This is a genomic window from Lysobacter sp. TAB13 (genome assembly GCF_052113885.1).
GTDB lineage: Bacteria > Pseudomonadota > Gammaproteobacteria > Xanthomonadales > Xanthomonadaceae > Lysobacter > Lysobacter gummosus.
On sequence record NZ_JBFRDR010000210.1, the window covers coordinates 1 to 443 of the forward strand.

The 443-nt window shown below is 63.0% G+C and carries 1 protein-coding gene; it reads left to right on the plus strand.

Annotation, left to right across the window (positions count from 1 at the left end):
- Window positions 1-129: 129 nt before the first annotated feature.
- A partial coding sequence (locus AB4Y92_RS25860; protein WP_441822220.1) for an alpha-amylase family glycosyl hydrolase occupies window positions 130-443 on the plus strand: 314 nt, incomplete at its 3' end.

Here is a 443-nt window from a genome sequence, read left to right on the forward strand (position 1 = left end):
CATCAGCGCAGAGACTGAGGCGGTCATTCGAGCACGCGACGCCAACACCGCCAGGCTCAAGGATCAACGGCTGAACAAGGAGGCGCTCGACCGCGCCGCGGCTGCGACCGCTCCTGGCATGCCGCTCCCATGACTGCGCCTTGGTGGCAGAGCGGCGTGATCTACCAGATCTATCCCCGCTCCTTTCAGGATGGGAATGGCGATGGCATGGGCGACCTCAGGGGCATTGGGCAACGGCTCGACTATCTCGCCGGCCTCGGGATCGACGCGATCTGGATCTCCCCGATCTATCCCTCGCCAATGGTCGATTTCGGCTATGACGTTGCCGATTACTGCGACATCGATCCGCGTTTCGGCACGCTCGCCGATTTTGACGCTCTGCTCGCCCAGGCCCATGCGCGCGGCATCAAGGTCCTGCTCGATTTCGTCCCGAACCACAGTTC